Genomic DNA, 21,569 nt, shown 5'->3' on the forward strand with positions numbered 1-21,569 from the left:
TCGTTCTGAAATTTGTTTTAATCAATCTTCGATTCCAGTTTTGAGTGAATAAATTTTACTCATAATTAAAATAGTGTGGTGGCGATAGCGAGAAGGATACACCTGTACCCATGCCGAACACAGAAGTTAAGCTTCTTAGCGCCGATTGTAGTGAAGGGTTTCCCTTTGTGAGAGCAGGACGTCGCCACTCTATTTTAAAATTATTCCGGCATAGCTCAGTTGGTAGTAGCGCATGACTGTTAATCATGATGTCGTAGGTTCGAGTCCTACTGCCGGAGTTCTCAATTTGAGAAAAAGAAGAGTAGATTGCTTCTTTAAGCCTGGAGAGTTGTCCGAGTGGCCGAAGGAGCATGATTGGAAATCATGTAGATGGTAAACACTGTCTCAAGGGTTCAAATCCCTTACTCTCCGTAATTTTCAAATGGTCCGTTGGTCAAGCGGTTAAGACACCGCCCTTTCACGGCGGTAACACGGGTTCGAATCCCGTACGGATCATTGCTTTAATTTTATAATGGGGGTTTAGCTCAGCTGGGAGAGCATCTGCCTTACAAGCAGAGGGTCAGCGGTTCGAACCCGTTAACCCCCATTGGTTTGGTAGTTCAGTTGGTTAGAATGCCTGCCTGTCACGCAGGAGGTCGCGGGTTCGAGTCCCGTCCAGACCGTTTTATTTAATTTAATAAAAGATACTCAGTATTGGCTCGGTAGCTCAGTTGGTAGAGCAATGGATTGAAGCTCCATGTGTCGGCGGTTCGATTCCGTCTCGCGCCATTATGGAGGAGTAGCGAAGTGGCTAAACGCGACGGACTGTAAATCCGTTCCTTCGGGTTCAGTGGTTCGAATCCACTCTCCTCCATTTTTTATATTTTTTTAATAGGGACATAGTTTAAAGGTAGAACAGCGGTCTCCAAAACCGCTAGTGTGGGTTCAATTCCTACTGTCCCTGCCATGGCGGTTGTGGCGAAGTGGTTAACGCATCGGATTGTGGTTCCGACACGCGAGGGTTCGATTCCCTTCAGCCGCCTTTTTTTTTTGGGGTATAGCCAAGCGGTAAGGCAAGGGACTTTGACTCCCTCATGCGTTGGTTCGAATCCAGCTACCCCAGTTTTAGAGATAATGGCGGTATAGCCAAGTGGTAAGGCAGAGGTCTGCAAAACCTTCATCACCGGTTCAAATCCGGTTACCGCCTTTACTTTATTAATTTGCCGGCGTGGTGGAACTGGCAGACACGTTGGACTCAAAATCCAATGCCCGCGAGGGCGTGCCGGTTCGATTCCGGCCGTCGGTATAGTTGATGCATCAAGGGTCATAAAACCTCTGGTGTATTTTTTTTATGGTATTTTAGTATTGGCTCGGTAGCTCAGTTGGTAGAGCAATGGATTGAAGCTCCATGTGTCGGCGGTTCGATTCCGTCTCGCGCCATTATGGAGGAGTAGCGAAGTGGCTAAACGCGACGGACTGTAAATCCGTTCCTTCGGGTTCAGTGGTTCGAATCCACTCTCCTCCATTTTTTAATATTAATTAAATAAATCGTTCAGATCATTATACGGAAAATCGGTAAGATTAAATTCTTGCCGATTTTTTATTTTCAAAAATAAACGCGTAAATAATATAAGATCTGTCTCTTAAAGGATGATTTATATAAGAGCATGGAGTGGGTGATTTCTTGAAATTATTTTTTAGGCCATTTTATCCCAAATTAAGCTCTGATTGTTTCTTAGTATGAAAAAAATGCTGATTTAAGTCCGATGATATTAAAATTCATTTCTTCTATTAAAAAGAGAAGAGTATTGTCTATGTAAGAGAGGTGATCGTGTCTATGTCTTTTTTCAATTGGAGAAATGTCAAAAATTGTCGGTCTTCCAAGTAGTACGCTAAGATACTATGAGAAAGAATGTTTAATCGCACCAAATCGGGATAAAAATAAACTTCGTATTTATTGTTTAAGATCAAGCGAAGTAAATAAATTATTTCCTCCATTATGATTAAAAAAAGAGAGACTTTTTAAACCACTTCGAATCCACTCAATGTCTGAACGAAAAACCCCCTCTATTTCAATGATAGAGGGGGGTTTAATTATCCAGGGTTAATTCCTAATGCAATACGTGCAAAACGGCTAATACGCGTTATTTTCCATGCTGGCGACCATACAATATGAACCGCTACACTATTTATTTCAGGAATTTGTAACAAAGCAGCTTCGATTTCAATAGGTACAGATTCAATGCATTCACATCCAATACCTGTAAAGGTAACGGTAATGTCGCAATGGGCATCGTTATCTAATTGGATTGAGTAAATAAATCCTAAATTATAAATATCAACCTCGATTTCCGGGTCGTAAATTTGTTCTAATTTTTCAATTAATTGATCGCTAATCAATTCTGCGCGATCGTTAATTTTGATGTCTTCTCTCATAATAATCGTTTCCTTCCAGGCAATATAGTCAATACTCTCTACATTTTTCCATGAAAAGGAAACTTTTGCAATAGAATATTCATCTATTTTTCATTTTACTGCTAGAATACTTTCATTTTTGTGTTAGAATGTAATTCAAATAGTATGAAAATACTGACAATAATACAATTGAGTGTGAAAGGGGCGATTTTCAATTGACAGAGAATCATAAAAAGGATATTCGAATTCGCAGTAATGTATACGATAGTATGGTCAAATCTCCGAACCGTGCAATGTTAAGAGCGACAGGAATGGGAGATGAAGAGTTAAAAAAACCAATTGTTGGGGTTATTAGTACATGGGCTGAAAACACGCCATGTAATATTCACTTACACGATTTGGGTAAATTGGCAAAGAAAGGTGTTCAAACTGCAGGCGGTTGGCCCGTGCAATTTGGTACGATTACGGTAGCTGATGGTATCGCTATGGGAACACCAGGTATGCGTTATTCACTGCCTTCAAGAGACATTATTGCTGATTCAGTGGAAGCAGCAGTTGGTGGACATAATTGTGATGCATTTGTTGCGATTGGTGGCTGTGATAAAAATATGCCCGGTTGTATGATTGCGATTGCGAATACTGAGATTCCAGCGATTTTTGTTTATGGTGGAACAATTGCCCCAGGGAAATTAGACGGTAAAGATATTGATCTTGTGTCCGTTTTTGAAGCAATCGGAAAATGGAACCATAACGATATGACAGCGGAAGAAGTTCGTCGTATCGAATGTAATGCCTGTCCAGGACCTGGTGGTTGTGGTGGGATGTACACAGCAAATACGATGGCTTCTGCGATTGAAGCGATGGGAATGAGTCTACCAGGTTCGTCATCTAATCCAGCGACGACAGAGGACAAATTACGAGATGTAGAGGCGGCAGGTGAAGCCGTACTTCAACTATTAGAGAAAAAGATCTATCCAAAAGATATTATGACGCGTAAAGCTTTTGAAAATGCAATTACGGTGGTGATGGCTTTAGGTGGATCAACAAATGCGATTTTACATTTAATGGCAATGGCTCATGCAGCGAATGTTCATTTAACTCTGGATGATTTTAATGAATTTCAGGAAAAAGTACCACATTTAGCAGATCTGAAACCAAGCGGACAGTACGTTTTCCAAGATTTGTATGAAGTTGGTGGTGTTTCAGCGGTTATGAAATACCTACTGGAAAAAGGATTTATTCATGGCGATTGCTTGACGGTTACTGGTAAAACAATTGCAGAAAACTTGGCCGACGTTCCTTCTTTAACAGAAGGTCAAAAAGTGATTTTGCCACTAGAAAGTCCAAAACGTGAGGATGGTCCATTGATTGTTCTTCATGGTAATTTAGCACCAGATGGAGCCGTTGCAAAAGTGTCAGGCGTAAAAGTTCGTCGCCATGTCGGACCTGCGAAAGTCTTTAACACGGAAGATGAAGCGATTCAAGCGGTGCTGTCTGATAATATCATTGACGGGGATGTCGTTGTGGTTCGTTATGTTGGACCAAAAGGTGGACCTGGAATGCCAGAAATGCTCTCGTTATCAAGTATGATTGTTGGTAAAGGCCAAGGGGAGACAGTTGCCCTCTTAACCGATGGTCGTTTCTCTGGAGGTACATATGGACTCGTCGTGGGGCACATTGCGCCAGAAGCACAAGACGGTGGACCGATTGCTTTGCTAGAGACCGGTGATATGGTGACGATCGATCAAGATACAAAAGAGTTAACAATGGCTGTTTCAGAGGAAGAGCTTGCTAAACGTCAAGCTGCATTAGTGATTCCACCATTGCATTCGCGTGGCGTGTTAGGTAAGTACGCTCATATCGTATCTAGCTCATCTCAAGGAGCAATCACAGATTTTTGGAAAAAAGAAGATTAAAGAAAATTATGGTTGAAAGATAACGAAAGATACGCTATAATAAGTCTCACGGAGCCAATGTTTAAAGCTTTCGTGAGATTTATTCTTTTTTATAAGATAACATGAAAATAAGAAGAAAAAAATCAAAAAAGTGGTTGTAATTTAAATTAACTCGTGTATAATAAGAAATTGTTGAAGCGAATTGATTTGATTTGCACAACAGTCACGGCGGTTGTGGCGAAGTGGTTAACGCATCGGATTGTGGTTCCGACACGCGAGGGTTCGATTCCCTTCAGCCGCCTTTTTTTATTGGGGTATAGCCAAGCGGTAAGGCAAGGGACTTTGACTCCCTCATGCGTTGGTTCGAATCCAGCTACCCCAGTTAAATAATGAAATCATAAAATAACTTACATTGAGATTGTTCTCAGTGTAAGTTATTTTTTTGGATTTAATTAGTTGACAAAAAGAAAAAATCCCTTTATAGTTCAGCTATCAACTACAGTTGTAATCGAAAGTAAGGGGAGAAGATAAAATGAAAAAAGATCATAATCATAATCACATGCCAAATCAGGATCATCTAGTGGATGAAAGGCATCAAGCGATGAGTCATGAACATCATAGTCATGAAGGGATGGATCATTCACAACACCATGGTGCTCATGAAGAGATGGATCATTCTATGCATCACGGCAATTTCAAACAGAAATTTTGGCTATCACTGGCTCTTGCTATTCCAATTTTATTTATCTCACCAATGATGGGTGTGGATCTGCCTTTTCAATTCCAGTTTCCAGGTTCTGAGTGGCTAGTGCTAATTCTTGCGACTATTTTATTTATTTATGGTGGACAGCCGTTTCTTAGTGGCGCAAAAATGGAGTTAAAGGATAAAAATCCTGCAATGATGACCTTAATATCTATGGGGATTACGGTTGCTTATCTCTACAGTCTCTATGCATTTGTTATCAATACCTTTACCCATCAACATGTGATGGATTTCTTTTGGGAGTTGGCATCGTTAATTGTTATTATGTTATTAGGACATTGGATTGAAATGAACGCGGTAGCTAATGCGGGCGATGCGTTAAAAAAATTAGCTGAACTACTACCAGATGAAGTGATTCGAATCAAGCAAAATGGCGAACAAGAGACGGTTTCCTTACAAATGGTTCATGAAGGGGATGTATTAGTTGTTCGTGCAGGAGATAAGATGCCAACAGACGGTGTCATTGAAAAAGGCACGTCCATTGTTGATGAAGCAGCGGTGACAGGTGAATCAAGAGGCGTCGTAAAACAAGTGGATGATCGTGTCATTGGAGGGTCTGTGAATGGCGATGGTACGTTACAAATTCGTGTGACAGGTACTGGAGAGAGTGGCTATTTGGCTAAAGTGATGGAGATGGTTCGAAAAGCACAAGCTGAAAAATCAAAATTAGAAGCGCTATCTGATAAAGTAGCCAAAGGATTGTTTTATATTGCCTTAGCCGTCGGTTTGATTGCTTTTATTGTTTGGTTGATATTAGGTGATTTACCACTTGCTTTAGAACGAATGGTTACCGTCTTTATTATCGCTTGTCCTCATGCATTAGGTTTAGCGATTCCATTAGTTGTTGCGAGATCAACTTCCATTGCAGCGAAAAATGGATTGCTCTTAAAAAATCGAATGGCGTTAGAAAATGGACATCATGTTGATAAAGTCTTGTTAGATAAAACGGGCACATTAACAGAAGGGTCTTTTTCAGTGACAGGTGTGGATGTTATTGATACAAATTATTCGATTGAAGAAATATTGAAATACATCGGTGCACTCGAAGTGTCCGCGAATCATCCGATTGCTAAAGGGATTATGAACTACATTAAGGAACAAAACGTCTCCTTTTATGAAGCGACAGATGAAATGAATATAACTGGTGTTGGTCTTCAAGGGATAGTGAACAATCAACAAGTTAAAATTGTGAATGGCAAAGAATTGGCGCGTTTAGGATTAGACGTTAGCAAAGAAACGATTCAAAAATACCAAGAACAAGGAAATACGATTAGTTATTTATTAATTGAAGAAAAAATAATTGGACTGATTGCGCTAGGAGACCAAGTAAAACCGGAAGCAAAAGCCTTTATCTCAAGTCTAAAAGAACGCGGAATTGAGCCAGTGATGTTAACTGGAGATAACAAAGAAGCTGCAGAAAATGTCGCACGGTACTTGGGGATTACAAACTTTCAAGGAGGTCTTTTACCAGAGGACAAGGAAGCGATTGTGGCGGACTTCACGCGACAAGGGCAGCGCATCGTCATGGTTGGAGATGGAATCAATGATGCACCGAGTTTAGCTCGTGCAACGGTTGGAGTCGCGATTGGAGCTGGAACAGACGTTGCGTTAGATTCAGCTGATGTTGTATTAACGAATAGTAACCCAGAAGACATTCTACGGTTCCTAGATCTAGCAAAACAAACACGTCGGAAAATGGTTCAAAATTTGTGGTGGGGTGCTGGGTATAACTTACTAGCCATCCCGTTAGCAGCAGGGATTCTAGCACCAATTGGTATCGTCTTAAGTCCCGCTGTGGGAGCGGTATTGATGTCATTAAGTACGATTATTGTTGCGCTAAATGCGATGACGTTAACGATTAAAAAATAAAAAAATAGATAGAAGCATCATTTGGCTAAGTGGCAGATGATGCTTCTATTTTTATCATTAAAAAAGTGAATCAAAAGTGTGTTTATGATTCGCTTTTTTAAGTTGACCCTTTCCTTGAAAAAATAGATAATACAAGCATTCCTCAAATAGAAATTGTTTGGCTAGTAGCCAGTGATGAGTGATAATCCAGTTGTTTGAAGAGAAGACTCGTTCATTTCATTCAACAGACAAGTTATCCGCGCAATGACTACTAGTCAAATATCGTTTTTATGCGAATGGACTGTTTTATTGCCAGTAATGAATCGTGACTGGGGAAATAGAGTGAAAAAAGGGAGTTCAAGAGAAACATGAGTAGAAAAGGGAAATTATCAGCAGCAGGTTTGCTTGTTGCAATGGGTGTCGTTTACGGGGATATTGGAACAAGTCCTTTGTATGTAATGAAGGCGATTGTTGAAGGAAATGGCGGACTTGAAACCTTAAATCAAAATTTTATTTTAGGAACCGTTTCATTAATTTTTTGGACATTAACACTTTTGACAACAATTAAGTACGTTTTGATTGCTTTGAACGCGGACAATCATGGAGAAGGAGGCATTTTTTCACTTTATACCCTTGTTCGTAAGCAAGGAAAATATTTGATTATTCCGGCGATGATTGGTGGGGCAGCTTTACTGGCTGATGGTGTGTTGACACCTGCTGTGACGGTGACTACAGCGATTGAGGGTCTACGTGGAGTACCGTTATTTTACGATCGATTTGGCAATAATCAAAATATTATTATTATTATTACGTTGGTTATTTTACTTGTTTTGTTTGGTTTGCAACGATTTGGTACTGATGTTGTTGGAAAAGCGTTTGGTCCAGTGATGTTTTTATGGTTTACGTTTTTAGGTGGTGTCGGTCTATTCAATTTTAGTCAAGATTTATCGATGATTCGAGCCTTAAATCCTGTCTATGCCATCCAACTTTTACTTAATCCAGATAATCATTTAGGGATTTTAATTTTAGGGAATATTTTCTTAGCGACAACGGGAGCTGAAGCGTTATATTCGGATTTAGGACATGTTGGCAAACGAAACATTCATTTTAGTTGGCCATACATTAAAGTCTGTTTAATTTTAAATTATTTAGGACAAGGTGCTTGGTTAAATCGTGTGGTCGAAGAAGGTCTTTATTTAGAGGTAGAAAATCTGAATCCTTTCTTCATGATACTACCGGAAGGCTGGTTGATATTTGGCGTGTTATTTGCGACCCTAGCAGCGGTAATCGCTTCGCAAGCATTATTGTCTGGGTCATTCACACTCGTCTCTGAGGCGATTAAATTGCATCTATGGCCACGTTTAAAATTACTTTATCCAGGAACATCGATTGGGCAAGTTTATATCCCCTCAATTAATTTTATTTTGTGGCTCGCTTGTTCACTAATCGTCCTGACTTTTCGAACATCGACACATATGGAAGCGGCTTATGGTTTGTCCATTACGATTACGATGCTCATGACGACCATTTTACTTTATTTTTATTTAATTAAAGAAAAGCATTCCAAATTTTGGTCGCTGCTAATTACAATCTTTTTTGCAGTGATTGAAAGTATTTTCTTTATTTCAAGTGCGTCGAAATTTTTGCATGGTGGTTATGTAGCCATTATGATGGCGTTAATTATTATTTGTGTGATGACAATTTGGCAATGGGGGAATCAAATTGAAGAACGCGAAGCAGTAGAGGTGGACTTAAAAGCATTTGTCCCACAGTTGGCAGCATTGCATGAAGATCAAAACATTCCCATGTTTCAAACAAATGCCGTGTTCCTTGTACCAAGAATGGAAGGTGACTTAATTGGCAAACAATTTTTATATTCGATTTTAGATAAACAGCCTAAACGAGCAAAAGTTTATTGGTTCGTGAATGTGGTGGTGACAGATGAACCGTATACGCAATCTTATACAGTTGATACACTCGGCACCGATTTTATTGTCAAAGTGAAATTGTATTTAGGTTTCCGTGTAAATCAGGAAGTGAACGTTTATCTTCGTCAAATTATTATCGATTTAATGAAAGAAGGTTCTTTGGTGGAGCAACCTCAAAAATATTCGATTACACCTGGACGTAAGGTGGGGGATTTCCAATTTGTTTTAATTCAGGAATCGTTGTCAAATAGCACAGAGTTAAGCCGTTGGGAACGCCAGATAATGCAGGCGAAACTATTTATTAAACGTTACGCAACCACACCGGAAAGCTGGTTTGGATTGGAATATAGTGAAATCAAGCGCGAACTGGTGCCGTTGGTCATTGGAAAAGTCAGACAAACACACTTGAGAAAAATATAACCAAAAGCGGCTGTGACTAGTGTCACGGCCGCTTTTGGTTATACGAATATTGATATAGATACACGAGTGGTAAAAGATGGATCTTTTCTGGGTTGTAGGTATCTCATCTTGATGATGACTTTACTATTGACGATACGTACGAATGGTTCCTTCGATTGCCGTAATACTAAATGGTAGGGCATCTTCAAACGTAGCGGCTGTATCGATATCAAGTGCATCATTAAACATCGCTTCATATTCATCGATGCTTAATTTGTGACGATTGTTTAGCAACATTTGATGATCTTCTTTTGCTAAAAAGGCTTCGTACCCTTCTACCAGTGTACCGCTGAAAAATTCAGAGACGGCACCAGATCCGTAACTAAATAAACCGATCCGACTGCCTGCTGCTAGTGTGTTTGAGTTTTCTAAAAGTGAAATTAAGCCAAGATATAAGGAGCCCGTATATAAATTACCGACTTTTCGGCTATAGACGATACTTTCTTCGTAGCTTGCAAGCATGCGTGCTTGTTCGCTTTCAGATTCTGTTTCTAAAATAGAGAGTAAGGCTTTTTTACCCATTTTTGTATAAGGGATATGAAATGCAAGCGCATCGAAATCGGCAAGCGAACGTTGATATTTCGCTTGATAATGTTTCCAAACTTTTTGGAAAGAATCGATATAAGTGGCATTTGATAGCGGACCGTCAACTAAGGGGTACTGATGACCAACAGGACGCCAAAAATCATAAATATCTTGCGTGAGCATGGCATTTTGTTCCTCTAAGACTAAAATACGGGGATCACGACTAATAAGCATTGCAACCGCACCTGCACCTTGTGTTGGTTCGCCACCAGAGTTTAATCCATATCTGGCAATATCTGAGGCAATGACTAAGACTTTACTATCTGGATTTGCTCGAACATGACTTTTTGCTAGCTGGACACCAGCAGTCGCTCCGTAGCAAGCTTCTTTAATTTCAAAAGAACGGGCAAAAGGCTGCACACCTAGTAAACGGTGTAAAACAACAGCCGATGCCTTGGATTCATCAATACTTGTTTCTGTACCGACAATCACCATATCAATGGCTGCTAAATCCTCCGGTGTTAATAATTGTTTTGCTGCATTCGCTGCAAAGGTCACAATATCTTGTGATTTAGGGCTAACGGCCATTTGTTCTTGACCAATCCCAATTAAGAACTTATTAGGATCGACGTCGCGAGCGATTGCTAAATCGGTCATATCGACATAATAAGGGGGAACAAAAAAATTCATTTTATCAATTCCAACGTTCATTGACATTCTCCTTTGAAATTCTATCTTTCTTAATTTACCACAAATTCAAACATTAATCGAAATAAAAGTTAAGATTTTAAAGTTTATTAAAAAAAATAGAAATTGAACAAAGAAAATGAAAAGATGATTTGTTTTTTTTGCTCCTCATGCTATAGTTCAAATTGGAGGTGTTGTTTGTGAAAGAGGTTGTTATTATTGATGCATTACGAACGCCGATTGGTAAGTATCATGGACAATTAAAACAATTAAGTGCTGTTGAATTAGGAACGGCTGTAACGAAAGAAATGATTGCTAGAAATGCCACATTAGCATCAGAAATAAAACAAGTAATATTTGGAAACGTCTTGCAAGCAGGTGTTGGACAAAACCCAGCTAGACAAGTCGCGTTAAAAAGTGGATTATCTGTTGAAGTACCAGCGACAACGATTAATGAAGTTTGTGGGTCTGGTTTGAAAGCTGCGGCACTGGGCAGACAATTGATTCAATTAGGTGAAGCAGACGTCGTCTTAGTTGGTGGAATGGAAAGTATGAGCCAAGCGCCACTTTATCAATATTATGATAAGAAAAATGATGAATATACCAAACCGCAATCTATTATGGTTCATGATGGATTAACCGATGCCTTTAGTGAAAAACATATGGGTTTGACGGCAGAGAAAGTCGCTGAACAGTATGACGTTACACGAGAAGAGCAAGATGTTTTTGCGATGAATTCACACAAAAAAGCAGCGCATGCTCGTGACAATGCTTGGTTTGAAAAGGAAATTGTCGGTGTTGAAGTCGAAGGGACAGTCATGAAGGCCGACGAAGGGATTCGTCCGGAAACAACGATCGAAAAACTTGGGCAGTTACGAACTGTTTTTAAAGAGGATGGTCGTGTAACAGCTGGAAATGCGTCGACAATTAACGATGGGGCGTCAGCTCTGTTATTAGCTTCAAAAGAATATGCCGATCAACATGGGATTTCTTATTTAGGTGTGATTCGCGATGTTACCGAAGTTGGGATTGATCCCAGTGTTATGGGAATTTCGCCGATTAAAGCCATCCAATCTCTATTCGAACGTAATCAATTAACCAAAGAAGCGATTGATTTATTTGAAATTAATGAAGCTTTTGCAGCGACTTCATTGGTTGTTGAAAAAGAATTAGCCTTACCAAGCGATAAAGTGAACATCGCTGGTGGTGGGATTTCTTTAGGTCATCCAATTGGTGCGACGGGAGCTCGAATTATTACAACTGCCTTGCATCAACTAGAAAGAATTGATGGCCGCTACGCAGTTGTGTCCCTTTGTGTCGGTGGTGGGATTGGTTTAGCGATGTTATTGGAACGAACAAAGGAGTAGACGAGACGGATGACAAAGAAGTTTTATCAACTATTACCAAGTGAACGTTTAGCGCAATTAGTCGCTGATGGAAAAATAACTTCAGCGATGCAACAAGAGCTTGAAAAAACCATGCTTGATGAAGAAATAGCCAATCATTTAATCGAAAATCAAATTAGTGAATTTCCGGTTCCGCTTGGCGTCGCCTTAAATTTAATCGTCAATCGAAAAGAATATCTTGTCCCACTAGCAACTGAAGAGCCTTCTGTTGTTGCTGCTTGTAGTAATGGCAGTAAGATGGCAGCAGCATCTGGTGGTTTCACAAGTGAAATGGCTACAAAAGATTTACGTGGTCAAATCGTTTTGATGTCGGTCAAAAATCCAGAAGTCATTCAAATAAAAATTGAACAAAATCAAGCCGAAATATTTGAACAGGCCAAAAACAGTTATCCTTCGATTGTGAAACGCGGAGGCGGATTAAAAAAAGTATCCGTTCGAACGTTCCCAGAAGATCCGTCGTTTGTGTCAGTTGATTTCATTATGGATACAAAAGATGCAATGGGTGCCAATATGATGAATACGATGTTAGAAGGCGTTGCTAATTTATTCCGAACATGGTTTGATGAAGAAATTTTATTCAGTATTTTAAGTAATTATGCCACGGAAGCAATCGTGACGACACGTTGTCTTATTCCTTTCGAACAATTAGATCGTCATAAAGGACGAGAGGTCGCGCAAAAAATAGCGGCAGCGTCTACGTATGCACAGTTAGATCCTTATCGAGCAGCCACCCATAATAAAGGAATTATGAACGGGGTGGAGGCACTTGTTTTAGCAACAGGGAATGATACGCGTGCTTTTTCAGCTGCAGCTCATGCGTATGCCGCAAGATCAGGACGCTATCGTGGTCTGAGTTGTTGGACCGTAAGTGAGGAAGGACTGCAAGGAGAATTATCCTTGCCACTTGCATTAGGAACAGTAGGTGGCGCCACAAAAGTCTTACCAAAAGCGCAAGTTGCCTTTAAAATGCTAAATGTCACCTCAGCCAAAGAATTAGCTGAAGTTGCAAGTGCTGTTGGGCTCGCTCAAAACTTAGCAGCCTTACGAGCGCTCGTCTCAGAAGGTATCCAAAAAGGGCATATGTCCTTGCAAGCTCGTTCATTGGCAATCAGTGTGGGAGCCACAGGTGATGAGGTTCAAAAAGTAGCGGACCGTCTAAATCAAGGTCTAATGAACGAAGCAAACGCTCGTCAATACTTAGCTGAATTACGTTAGAACACAAAAAAACCTACGAAGAAAGTGAATCCACTTTTTCTTCGTAGGTTTTTTCTATTATGCTAAAGGCATTTTGCTAGCGAAGTCTTCAATAACCGGAATAACTTCCAGTTTTAATTTGTACTTACGCTCAAGCGCAGGTTCAATGGTGACTTGATTCGCTTCAGTTGTTGAAATTGTTGCTAGTAATCGATCTTCTTTGGATGTTTTTTCAATCACAGTCACAACATTGTCTGCTTGAACGACGTCAAATTTAGGGAATTTTGCTATTGCTTCTTTGAAAGCATCTAAAACAGAAGCTTCAACTGCAGTTGTTGGTGTCTCTTCGATAACAACTTCTTCAACTGGTTGCTCAGTGACTGTTTCGTCTTTGACAACAACGTTTTGAGGAGCATCTTGCACTTCTTTTGCAGCAGTTTCAGTTTGAACTTCACTGTTCGCATTATTTGGACGAACACTTGCATGCCAATAGCTTGCAAATTCTTCGACTAATTTTTGACTAAAACGTTCCAATAAGCCGTTTTCAGACTGTTGAATTCGTTTGACAACAACGATGAAGTTTTCATCTAAAGGTACAGAAATGATTTGGTCACGCGTTGTTTCTCCAAGAAACTCAATCGCCATTTCTGCTTTGTTTTCTAATTTAATACCGACTTTAACCGGCAAGTCATACAATGCGAGTGCTTGTTTTTCCATTTCTCTAAATAATTGATGACGGGCTTGATCAAAGGATGGACGGAATTGTTTCTTTAGTTTTGCTAATTGTTTCTTTTTCATAATAATCCCCTTTCAATACTGATAAATTATAGGCAAAAAAACTGAAAATTAAAAGTAGTTTTCATGAAAAAGTCGAATTTCGTTAAAAAAGTCCAAGTAAAATGATAAAATGCTAAGAATCACCTATTTTTTTCAATCGTAATTCAGTTATTTCACGGAATTTTGGTAACACAGCGATGACGTCTGTTTGATTAGAGAGGGCAATGACCATCCCTTCCCATACCTGAAACGTATAGTTTTTACCGAGACGTTCCTCTAAAGCCGCATGAAATTGTGCAGTCGTCCAATCTCGCGCTGGAAAGTGTTGGACTTTATCCGGAAAAACTAGGAAGATAAATGCTGGCTGAAAAGTCGTTTTAACCGTATCACTTAATGTGGCTAATCGTTCAAAAGTCATTTGTTGTTTCCTCCATTCTAACCTTTGCTATTTTTGATTATACCATACTCTGTGAATAGACAAAAAGTCAAAAGGAGGATTTCAATTTACGTAAATTTAGGTATACTATATAAGTTAGACAAAGGAGTCGAAAGAAAGATGGATATTTATTTAAAAAAAGCAGTTTTACATTTAATCGATCGTGAAGCAGGTGACCCTGTTTTTTCACAAGTAGAATTGGATTTAACGGCAGAATATATTCGTGAGTATTTAATCAAAAAGATTGTGAAATTATCAAATGCGCAAACAAAAACAGGAACACTCGTTGAAGATTCTAAAATTAGCAGAATGCTTTCCATGGCACAGGAGCAATTTATTGATTTTAGCGAGCAGTTCGTCGGACATTGGTATCAATTTTACAAAGATAGTGAAGATGCACCAAACTGCGATGTTTTTGTCGTTTTGTATGAAGAAGATGCACAAACACACGTCGCCTTTATTAAAGCAAATTATAAAGAGGCGTATACCCATTTTACGGAATTGGATGATCAAGGTTTACTAAATAAACTGATTTTAAACCGAGCAATTTTGTCAGGGAAAACACAAAAACCAGACGAAGGAATCACCATTCAATTGGCTGAACGCTCGTATGAATTGATTGAAAAAAAATATACCTTTTCAGGCGATAAACGATTTTATTTTTCACAAGATGTGATTGAGTCTGTACCGCTACCGTCGTTAGATGAGAATATTAACGTAATTAAAAAAGTTGCAAAAAAATTAAGTGATAAATTTGAAACACCAACTTATGATGTATTAGCGAATATCCAAGAAGCTGTGTTCGAAACGATAGAAGAGTCTGGCTATATTGATACACAAGAAATTGCGGAAAAAGTGTTTAAAGACAACGTATCGGCCAAACTCGCTTTCCAAGAAGAAATTATTGAAAAAGGGTTCGTTGAACAAACCCAGATGGTCAAAGAAGTCAAAGAAATTTCTGAGAAAAAATTTAGCAAACAAAAATTAAAATTATCCAATGGGATCGAACTAATTGTTCCGGTTGAAGTTTATCGTAATCCAGATTTGATTGAGTTTGTTAACAATCCAGATGGGACGTTATCAGTGATGATTAAAAATATTGAAGAAATTCAAAACAGGCTCTAAGAGTTTAAGAATTCTTTTTTTTCCTGAAAATAAATGGCAGGATACACTCAAAAATAGTAGGCTTGATAAAGATAAGAAAAGGTGGGGAATTATGCGCGTACGTAAAAGAAAAAAAAGGTTTTTGACATTCTTTTTATTTTTATCTTTTATCTCTCTTGGAATGACTGCCTATCTTTTAGTCAAAAACTATCGAGAATACCAACAAGTGATGGTCTTAGAAGAAAAAGTTAATCAACAAATAGCCGAAACGGATTTGGTAGCCTACAAGGACGTCATCTTAAGTATGATTTATACGGAGTCCAAAGGTTTAGGTGATGATCCAATGCAAAGTTCAGAAAGTGCTTATGGTGAAGTTGGGAAAATGACACTTGCAGATGATAGCATTCGACAAGGCGTGACGTATTTTTCACAAGCATTAGCGCTTGCCAAAGAACAACAAGTGGATCTTTGGAGTGCGGTACAAGCCTATAATTTTGGTCTTGATTACATTTATTTTGTGGCTGGAAATGGCGGTGTGAATCATACCGATTTAGCAGAAGAGTACTCCCGGGACATATTAGCACCTCAATTGGGCAATACTGACCATAGCCGTTATCGTTATTTTAAACTCCCGGCACTATTACATAATGGTGGTTACTTATATTATAACGGAGGTAATTTGTTTTACGCAGAGACGGTTCGTTGGAATCAACAAAAAATTCAATTTTTCCACAAATTGACTGAGTTATTTTCTTAAATGAAGCATTTTGAAAACTGCTATGCAAAAGACTTGAAAATTTTGACATTTATGATAAGATGGAATATGTAAAAAACTGTCTGTTTTAAGATCGCGCTGATATTGATTAGTGCGATTTTTTACCGATAAAAAGACGAACTTTCTGTCTAATTAGCGCTAGGAGGTGAGTCAACTGTGGCGAGAATTCCAGAACAAGTAATTGATGATATTCGGAGTCGGACAAATATTGTTGAAATTATTGGTCAATACGTACAGTTGAAGAAATCAGGCGGAAATAACTATACTGGACTTTGCCCGTTTCATAATGAGAAAACACCTTCCTTTTCTGTTACAGAAGATAAACAGTTTTATCACTGTTTTGGTTGTGGTAGAGGTGGAAATGTTTTTCGCTTTCTCGAAGAAATTGAAGGTCTAAGTTTCGCTGAAGCTGTTTTTCGAGTAGCTGAAATTGAACAAATTCCAATCGATGAGCGATTTCAACAACAATCATTTGAGTCGCAGGAGTCATCAAAGTCTAAGCAACTGATTATGCTACATGAAAAAGCTGCGGAGGTTTATCATCATTTATTGATGAACACAGCGATGGGGGAAGCCGCTTTAGATTATTTATTGAAGCGTGGCCTGACTGAAGCATTAATTACGGAATATCAAATTGGTTTTGCACCAGCACAGCGAGAATTTTTGGAAAAAGTCTTTCAAAATGACGACTTGCCAGCGGAGTCCTTTGCGGAATCAGGTTTATTTGTTCAACGGGATGATGGGCGTTTAATTGATCGCTTTTATCAACGAATTGTTTTTCCGATTCGTAACCCGCAAGGCAAAACGATTGGTTTTTCTGGTCGTTGGTTTGAAACAGTTGATTTTCCCAGTGAAAATCAAGCAAAGTATTTAAACAGCCCAGAAACCGACATTTTTAATAAACGTGAGATTCTTTTCAACTTAGATAAGGCGAGAGGAGCCATTCGTAAAGAAGGCGAGACTTTGTTGTTTGAAGGATTTATGGATGTATTGGCTGCTTGGCAGTCAGGGATTCATAATGGTATAGCAACGATGGGGACGAGTCTGACTCAGCAACAAATTTCAGCGATTGAACGTGTTTCCCAAGGGGTTGTTTTTGCTTATGATGGCGACAACGCCGGGATTGAGGCAACAAATCGTGGGATTGAACTCGTAAAAGAAGTCAGTAATCTGACAATTGCTATTTTAAGTTTTCCAGAGCGTTTAGATCCCGATGATTATATTCGCAAGTATGGAGAAGAAGCATTTGTCAAATTAGTTCGACACGGACGTGAAACGGTCTTCTCTTTTAAGATGGCTTACCACCGTCTAAATCGTAACTTAGCAAATGATAAAGAACAGCTGGATTATTTAACAGCGTTACTCAATGAATTGGTAGCAGTTGATTCTTTGATTGAACAAGATCGTTATTTGACTCAACTTTCGACAGAATTCCAAGTGAGTCGTGATGTTTTACAACAGCAATTACGACAGGTCAAACAACAAAATCGTCAGCAACAACAAGCCAATCGTTCGGTACCACAACCGCAAGAAATCTATATTGAACCGGTTGTTCATCGCAAAAAAACTCAAATTGAAAAAGCAGAGGAATTACTTTTATATCGTCTGTTTAATGAAAAAAGTTTTAATCAACGATTTAAAAACTATCCGGTCCATTTTCCGCACGAACATTACCAAGAATTGTATCTTTTATTTGATACTTATTTGGCAACAGAAATCACGTTTGATGTCGCCCGATTTTTAGATTTCCTACAAAAGGAAGAATTAAGACAACTCGTCATTCAAATTGCTAGTTTAAATGTGCCAAAGGAAAGTAGCGAGCAGGAATTGCAAGATTTGTTGCAAATGATTCAAAAGTCAGCTATCTCCGAAGAAATTCAGGAAAAGAGACTACAGCAGCAAATGGCTAGCCAATCGGGTAACCAACAATTAGAGTTGGAACTTGCCATTGAAATTATTAACTTAACGAAGCAATTAAAAGCAGTAGCACAATAAAGGGGGACTTCTCTCATGTCAGAAGAAATGAAAGTAGCCTACGATAAAGCCGTCGTAGCATTTATTAAAGAAAATAAAGCAAAAGGGCAAGTGGTTTATGATGAGTTATCAAACCAACTAGCAACACCGTATGAATTAGATGCCGAAGCAATGGATAAACTGATTCAAAAAGTTGAAGATGCAGGAATTAGCGTCGTTGATGAAAATGGTGATCCTTCTGTACATAGTTTGAAAAAAGACGAAAAAGTTGCTAAAAAAGCCACACACGAGGATTTGTCCGCTCCAACAGGGATTAAAATTAACGATCCTGTTCGTATGTATTTAAAAGAAATCGGACGCGTCTCTCTTTTAACAGCTCCAGAAGAAGTTGAATTAGCTTTAAAAATTGAAGAAGGCGACCAAGAAGCGAAACAAAAATTAGCTGAAGCCAACTTGCGACTAGTTGTTAGTATCGCAAAACGTTATGTTGGACGTGGAATGCAATTTTTAGATTTAATCCAAGAAGGAAACATGGGATTAATGAAGGCTGTTGAAAAATTTGATTACCGTAAAGGATTTAAATTTTCAACCTATGCAACGTGGTGGATTCGCCAAGCGATCACACGTGCGATTGCTGACCAAGCGAGAACAATTCGTATCCCAGTTCATATGGTTGAAACGATTAATAAATTGATTCGTATTCAAAGACAGTTACTACAAGACTTAGGACGCGAACCGACACCAGAGGAAATTGGTGCTGAAATGGATTTACCGACTGAAAAAGTTCGTGAAATCTTGAAAATTGCTCAGGAGCCAGTATCTTTAGAGACACCAATTGGTGAAGAAGATGACTCACATTTAGGTGACTTCATTGAAGACCGCGATGCGACAAGTCCAGCAGAACATGCAGCGTATGAGTTATTAAAAGAACAACTAGAAGACGTTTTAGACACGTTAACAGATCGTGAAGAGAATGTTCTACGTTTACGTTTTGGTATTGATGATGGTCGTACTCGTACTTTAGAAGAAGTAGGAAAAGTTTTCGGTGTTACACGTGAACGAATTCGTCAAATTGAAGCGAAAGCACTGCGTAAATTACGCCACCCATCGCGTTCGAAGCAACTAAAAGACTTTTTAGAATAAACATCCATAAAAAAAGCTGTGGTTAGACGCCACGGCTTTTTTTAATTGAATAAAAATTTGCTACTTATACTCGACCGGATTTTATCCGATAGAAGAAAAGAGTGCAAAAAATCGTTATTTAAAAGTTCCTTTTGATTCTTTGAAATTTGACTGAACTTAATGAAAACGTAATCGAATAAGTCTTGGATAATCACAGAAATTATGTTAGATTTATTTTTGTATAATGAAAAGGAGTCAAGAACGTGATAAAAAAATGTCCTCACTGTGAATTCGAGCCCATACAGGATCAATTGATTTGTCCGAACTGTGGAGTCGAATTAAATGATACGATTTTAGAGAAATTAGAAAATGAAGAAACGATGCAACCCGTCATTGAAGAAATGAATGATAATATTGATTGGTCAAATTACGAAGATGTCCCATTAGGTTCTGTTATGGAACATTTTAACGATACGATTGAAGATGACTCAAACCACAAAGAGTTAGAAATAACCGCTGAGAATGATGAATCGGTCTTAGAAGGCACTCTTTCTACTGTTGCTGAAGCTGAAGTAACAAAAGAAGCAGAAACAGTCGATAAGGAGTCATTGTTTGTGGAAAAAACGACGACAGAAGATGAACTATCTGATAATCCGATTTTAGCGGCATACATTCGTCGTCATCGCGAAGGCCTTTCTGAAGAAGAATTACTTGCAGTGATTGAGGAAAATCAATCCGATGAAAAGGGCACCCCTAAAGTGCTCGATGACGAGTTAGAAGAATCGGAAGTTTCCACCGAGTCTAAAGAAAAAACAACGACTGAAGCTCAGGAGGAGCAAATAGTAGCGCCAACCGATGAAGTCGTTGTGTTAGAAAAAGTCGCAGAATCTATTGGAGAAACGAAAGAGCTTCCTGATTCACAAACGAATGAGGAACAAGCCACTGTAGAATCGGCCTCAGAAATCGATAAGGCCTTGTCCTTAATTACGAAACATGAGGAAAAGCTTGTAGAAGAAAATCCAACAGAACAAGTCATAAGTGAATCAGTAACACAAGAGGTCTCTGAAGCTCCATCCGAAGCGCAACTACCACCGGTTTCAGTTGATGAACCGACAGGTGAACAACCCGTCGCAACAAAATCAACTAAGCAAGTGTTGTTACCAAGCAAAAAAAATCGTAAAAAAATGGTGTATACTTTAACGGCAGTTAGTCTAGTGATTGCGGCAAGTGGTGGTTGGATGTATTATGACAATCAACAAAAAGCCGAAGCAGCCCGTCAAGAGCAGTTGCGAATTGAATCTGAAATTACGAAAGCCAAAGCGCAGCTCCTCGATTTTTATTTAACGGAAGATCAAACGTTTATTAAGCCAGATAAAACATTGGCTCAGTTAAAAGATCAGCAAAAATCGCTAGAAAAATACCGCTCAGAAGCAGCGTACGCCGAAATCGATCCAATTATGCAAGACTTATATCTGAAATTAACGAACATCGAAAGCTTGAATAGCTATTTTACGGCTCCAATTTTGGTTGGCGATCAATTAGTAAAAGAAGTTCATATTAAAGATGAGAGTCCAATTGTCATTGATAACCTTTCTGGCGACGACGCATTTGCTAAATTATTCAATGAGGCATTACAACTTGGGAAAATTGAATTACAAAAAGTAACATCAGCGAAATTAGCCGTGGATGATATAAGTAATTTCTATCAAGACGAACAGCTATCGGATAATTTAACTCGTCAAGCATTTGACGCAGCTAAAAACCAAGTGGATAATTTGTTTGAAATAGCAACTAAAGAGACATTACAAGAAAAACTAGCGCCAATTGAAGCAGCTCTTATTGCAAGAGAAGCGCGTGAAGAAGCAGCGCGCATTGCAGCAGAACAAAAAGCTGAAGCTGATCGTATAGCTGAAGAAAATCGACAAGCAGCGATGCAACAAGCACAAAATGTCGGCTCTGAAATTTTGAGTCCGAATACACCAACGAATGGTAATAACCAACCAATTATCCGTTCACGTCAAAGTGATATTGATGATGTAAATAATCCTGCGTGGGCATGGGCACCAGGTGTCTATGATCGTGTAGTCAATACTTTAATCAGTCGTGGGAATATTCAAGCAGGTGCTTTTTATGTGGTACCTGTTCGAATTGAAAATGGCGAAGGTTACTATCATTTATATGCAACGAATAAAAATACTTCTGGCACGGATACCTATATGGTGACAATTAATGCAAAAACTGGTTATTTTAAAGGTAATGGAAGCTAATTAAATACTTGAGAG

General features: G+C 38.9%; 13 protein-coding genes, 16 tRNA genes, 1 rRNA gene and 1 pseudogene. 27 read left to right on the top strand and 4 right to left on the bottom strand.

Annotation, left to right across the window (positions count from 1 at the left end):
• The first annotated feature begins 74 nt into the window (after positions 1-74).
• The 16 genes from rrf (at position 75) to IEV09_RS12065 (ending at position 1,982) form a co-directional block, all read left to right on the top strand.
• Positions 75-190, top strand: a 5S ribosomal RNA gene (rrf, locus tag IEV09_RS11990).
• Between the two features lie 14 nt (positions 191-204).
• Positions 205-278, top strand: a tRNA-Asn gene (locus IEV09_RS11995).
• A 44-nt stretch (positions 279-322) separates the two neighbouring features.
• A tRNA-Ser gene (locus IEV09_RS12000) sits at positions 323-411 on the top strand.
• Between the two features lie 12 nt (positions 412-423).
• Positions 424-495, top strand: a tRNA-Glu gene (locus IEV09_RS12005).
• 18 nt (positions 496-513) lie between these two features.
• Positions 514-586 (top strand) — tRNA-Val (locus IEV09_RS12010).
• Positions 587-588: 2 nt separating this feature from the next.
• Positions 589-662 (top strand) — tRNA-Asp (locus IEV09_RS12015).
• A gap of 33 nt (positions 663-695) precedes the next feature.
• Positions 696-768 (top strand) — tRNA-Phe (locus tag IEV09_RS12020).
• A 4-nt stretch (positions 769-772) separates the two neighbouring features.
• Positions 773-853 (top strand) — tRNA-Tyr (locus IEV09_RS12025).
• A 19-nt stretch (positions 854-872) separates the two neighbouring features.
• Positions 873-946, top strand: a tRNA-Trp gene (locus IEV09_RS12030).
• Positions 947-948: 2 nt separating this feature from the next.
• Positions 949-1,021, top strand: a tRNA-His gene (locus tag IEV09_RS12035).
• A gap of 9 nt (positions 1,022-1,030) precedes the next feature.
• Positions 1,031-1,102: transfer RNA gene (locus IEV09_RS12040), tRNA-Gln, on the top strand.
• 13 nt (positions 1,103-1,115) lie between these two features.
• Positions 1,116-1,186 (top strand) — tRNA-Cys (locus IEV09_RS12045).
• A gap of 15 nt (positions 1,187-1,201) precedes the next feature.
• Positions 1,202-1,285, top strand: a tRNA-Leu gene (locus tag IEV09_RS12050).
• A 61-nt stretch (positions 1,286-1,346) separates the two neighbouring features.
• Positions 1,347-1,419: transfer RNA gene (locus IEV09_RS12055), tRNA-Phe, on the top strand.
• A gap of 4 nt (positions 1,420-1,423) precedes the next feature.
• A tRNA-Tyr gene (locus IEV09_RS12060) sits at positions 1,424-1,504 on the top strand.
• A 325-nt stretch (positions 1,505-1,829) separates the two neighbouring features.
• The gene (locus IEV09_RS12065) at positions 1,830-1,982 is read left to right on the top strand and encodes a MerR family DNA-binding transcriptional regulator (RefSeq protein WP_268234678.1); all 153 of its coding nucleotides are present in this window, start codon (positions 1,830-1,832) and stop codon (positions 1,980-1,982) included.
• Between the two features lie 91 nt (positions 1,983-2,073).
• On the opposite strand, the gene IEV09_RS12070 is transcribed toward IEV09_RS12065, so the two are convergent.
• Positions 2,074-2,415: a metal-sulfur cluster assembly factor gene (locus IEV09_RS12070; RefSeq protein WP_188368554.1), complete on the bottom strand. Its 342-nt coding sequence runs from the start codon at positions 2,413-2,415 to the stop codon at positions 2,074-2,076.
• A 194-nt stretch (positions 2,416-2,609) separates the two neighbouring features.
• Between IEV09_RS12070 and ilvD the strand changes: the two genes are divergently transcribed.
• The 5 genes from ilvD (at position 2,610) to IEV09_RS12095 (ending at position 9,248) form a co-directional block, all read left to right on the top strand.
• On the top strand, positions 2,610-4,310 hold the full coding sequence (ilvD, locus tag IEV09_RS12075) for a dihydroxy-acid dehydratase (RefSeq protein WP_188368555.1): 1,701 nt from the start codon (positions 2,610-2,612) through the stop codon (positions 4,308-4,310).
• 207 nt (positions 4,311-4,517) lie between these two features.
• Positions 4,518-4,590: transfer RNA gene (locus IEV09_RS12080), tRNA-His, on the top strand.
• A gap of 9 nt (positions 4,591-4,599) precedes the next feature.
• Positions 4,600-4,671: transfer RNA gene (locus IEV09_RS12085), tRNA-Gln, on the top strand.
• A 219-nt stretch (positions 4,672-4,890) separates the two neighbouring features.
• Positions 4,891-6,921: a heavy metal translocating P-type ATPase gene (locus IEV09_RS12090; protein WP_229731720.1), complete on the top strand. Its 2,031-nt coding sequence runs from the start codon at positions 4,891-4,893 to the stop codon at positions 6,919-6,921.
• Positions 6,922-7,268: 347 nt separating this feature from the next.
• Positions 7,269-9,248, top strand: a complete 1,980-nt coding sequence (locus IEV09_RS12095; protein WP_188368557.1) for a KUP/HAK/KT family potassium transporter — start codon at positions 7,269-7,271, stop codon at positions 9,246-9,248.
• Between the two features lie 123 nt (positions 9,249-9,371).
• Here the strand turns inward: IEV09_RS12095 and IEV09_RS12100 are convergent, their stop codons facing one another.
• Complete coding sequence (locus IEV09_RS12100; protein ID WP_188368558.1) at positions 9,372-10,523, bottom strand: hydroxymethylglutaryl-CoA synthase; 1,152 nt, start codon at positions 10,521-10,523, stop codon at positions 9,372-9,374.
• 176 nt (positions 10,524-10,699) lie between these two features.
• Here IEV09_RS12100 and IEV09_RS12785 point away from each other — a divergent pair.
• Positions 10,700-13,120: pseudogene (locus IEV09_RS12785) on the top strand (hydroxymethylglutaryl-CoA reductase, degradative).
• Positions 13,121-13,177: 57 nt separating this feature from the next.
• Here the strand turns inward: IEV09_RS12785 and IEV09_RS12115 are convergent.
• The gene (locus IEV09_RS12115) at positions 13,178-13,897 is read right to left on the bottom strand and encodes a hypothetical protein (protein ID WP_188368561.1); all 720 of its coding nucleotides are present in this window, start codon (positions 13,895-13,897) and stop codon (positions 13,178-13,180) included.
• Positions 13,898-14,009: 112 nt separating this feature from the next.
• Positions 14,010-14,294, bottom strand: a complete 285-nt coding sequence (locus IEV09_RS12120) for a hypothetical protein (protein ID WP_188368562.1) — start codon at positions 14,292-14,294, stop codon at positions 14,010-14,012.
• 138 nt (positions 14,295-14,432) lie between these two features.
• On the opposite strand from IEV09_RS12120, the gene IEV09_RS12125 reads away from it, so the two are divergent.
• The 5 genes from IEV09_RS12125 to IEV09_RS12145 all read left to right on the top strand — a co-directional run bounded on the left by IEV09_RS12125 (position 14,433) and on the right by IEV09_RS12145 (position 21,554).
• Positions 14,433-15,437, top strand: coding sequence for a nucleoid-associated protein (locus IEV09_RS12125; protein WP_188368563.1), 1,005 nt, complete (start codon positions 14,433-14,435; stop codon positions 15,435-15,437).
• A gap of 91 nt (positions 15,438-15,528) precedes the next feature.
• Positions 15,529-16,173: a lysozyme family protein gene (locus IEV09_RS12130; RefSeq protein WP_188368564.1), complete on the top strand. Its 645-nt coding sequence runs from the start codon at positions 15,529-15,531 to the stop codon at positions 16,171-16,173.
• Positions 16,174-16,347: 174 nt separating this feature from the next.
• Entirely contained in the window at positions 16,348-18,186 is a 1,839-nt protein-coding gene (gene dnaG, locus IEV09_RS12135; protein ID WP_188368565.1) for a DNA primase, read from the top strand.
• A 15-nt stretch (positions 18,187-18,201) separates the two neighbouring features.
• Positions 18,202-19,308, top strand: a complete 1,107-nt coding sequence (rpoD, locus tag IEV09_RS12140) for an RNA polymerase sigma factor RpoD (protein ID WP_188368566.1) — start codon at positions 18,202-18,204, stop codon at positions 19,306-19,308.
• A gap of 242 nt (positions 19,309-19,550) precedes the next feature.
• Positions 19,551-21,554 (top strand): cell division site-positioning protein MapZ family protein, encoded by a 2,004-nt coding sequence (locus IEV09_RS12145; protein ID WP_188368567.1) that lies wholly within the window; start codon positions 19,551-19,553, stop codon positions 21,552-21,554.
• Positions 21,555-21,569: the final 15 nt, after the last annotated feature.

Origin of the sequence: Enterococcus alcedinis (assembly GCF_014635985.1) — a bacterium.
GTDB classification, from domain to species: Bacteria; Bacillota; Bacilli; order Lactobacillales; family Enterococcaceae; genus Enterococcus_I; species Enterococcus_I alcedinis.